The 1,580-nt window shown below is 70.2% G+C and carries 3 protein-coding genes; all 3 read right to left on the bottom strand.

The annotated features are described in order from the left end of the window. Positions 1-46 precede the first annotated feature (46 nt). Positions 47-607 carry a Type 1 glutamine amidotransferase-like domain-containing protein gene (locus AC31A1_RS51160; RefSeq protein ID WP_489659874.1) on the bottom strand — a complete coding sequence of 187 codons (561 nt, stop codon included), beginning with the start codon at positions 605-607 and terminating at the stop codon, positions 47-49. A 72-nt stretch (positions 608-679) separates the two neighbouring features. Further along, the gene (locus AC31A1_RS51165) at positions 680-1,339 is read right to left on the bottom strand and encodes an HAD family hydrolase (RefSeq protein ID WP_489659875.1); all 660 of its coding nucleotides are present in this window, start codon (positions 1,337-1,339) and stop codon (positions 680-682) included. A 30-nt stretch (positions 1,340-1,369) separates the two neighbouring features. Further along, positions 1,370-1,580: PucR family transcriptional regulator (locus AC31A1_RS51170; protein WP_489659876.1), on the bottom strand; the 211-nt coding region annotated here is incomplete at its 5' end.

A 1,580-nucleotide genomic window follows, 5' to 3' on the forward strand; every position in this document is an offset into this window, starting at 1 on the left:
GGCCGGTCGTCATGAGGTCGACACTAGGGTTCTGGCGGGGTGGCGGTCAGCTCCAATTCCGGGCCACTGGACCGGTCGCTCCGTCGAACAGCCTCCAGTGCCCCTCGGACACGACCTCGACACCGCCACCATCGGTCACCTTGATCGCGGTCTGGGCGTCGATGGCGTACGCCGGACCCGTTGTCGCGGCGGCCCATCGTTCCGCGTCGGCCATGGTGTTCTCCGGACAGTCCGGGCTGTCGAGGTGAGGGAAGAGGCCTGCCAGGCCGGACTCGCGCATCCAGTGGCACAGGTACAGCGCGTCGCCGCCGTTCACCAGGAGGGCGTCCGCCTCCCGGACCCAGGAGACCCAGCGTTCCTTGTCGATGCCGGGCAGCGCGGTGAGTTCCAGTACGCCCACCGACCTCCAGCCCAACTCGGTCATGGGGCTGGGGGATTGACCGCTGATGAAACGCCATGGCCCGCCCGGGTCACCGTACGGGCCCCCGTACCCCGCGGTGGGGATGCAGAGCGCGTCGGCCTCGGCGATCGGTTTGCCGAGGAGGTCGACCAGCGCCGCAAGGATGCTCGCGTTCCTGACACCGGAGTCGGTGAGGAGAAGTTTCATCACGGCCCCACTCCGATCGCACGAGGGAATCAGTCGGGCGACGTTAGCATCGCCGCGTCCAACTGCCGCTGCTCAGCGGGCTGTTCCCGGGGCACCGACGACGTGATGGATCGCGGACGCGGCGTCGACGGCGATGTGCGTGGGGCGGAACGCCGGCTCGGTCCATGGGCGGCCGTTCGACACCCACACACTGTGCGCGTCGATGCCCGTCGCGCCCCGGATGTCGGCGTGTGCCGAGTCGCCGATGACCCAGGACGAGCGGAGGGAGGCCCCGACCTCGGCCGCCGCCACGTGGAAGATCTCCGGTGCGGGCTTCTTGTGGCCGGCCGCCTCGGAGATCACCCAGCCGTGGACGATCGCGTCGAGCCCGGTGTGCCGGATCTTCAACTCCTGTTGTACGACACGGCCGTTGGTGACGATCACGCACGTCCAGCCCGCGGCGACGGCCTCCGCGAGGGCGGCGCGCGTGGGCTCGGGCAGGGTGACGCGGTCGGCGGCGCCCCGGTCGAGAAGGGTCCGGACCGCGTCGCCGGTGACGTTCCCGCCGTAGCGCTCGGTCATGGCCTCGGCGATGGTCCGCCTCGGCGTGTAGCCACTGGCGTCGATCGACATCAGCCAGGCGAGGTCGCCCTCCGGCAGACCGTGCGCGGCCAGGAAGTCGGTGACCGCGTCCCGGAACGCGGTGTCACGGTCGACCAGGGTGTTGTCCAGATCGAGCATCAGCAGGGGCATGCCGAGCAGTAGATCACCGGCTGATGAGCTCTACAGCCGCGCGCTCTTCAACGCCATGTGCAGCAGCAGCCGGTCCTCCCCGTCGTCCAGGTCCAGCCCCGTCAACTGCTCCACCCGCGACAGCCGGTAGTACAGCGTCTGCCGGTGGATCCCCAACTCGGCCGCCGCGCGCCCCGCTTGGCCCGCGCAGTCGAGGTACACCTCGGCCGTGCGGGCGAGTTCGTGGTGGGCGGGGGAGAGG

The sequence above is a fragment of the Streptomyces sp. P5F9 genome (genome assembly GCF_057961495.1).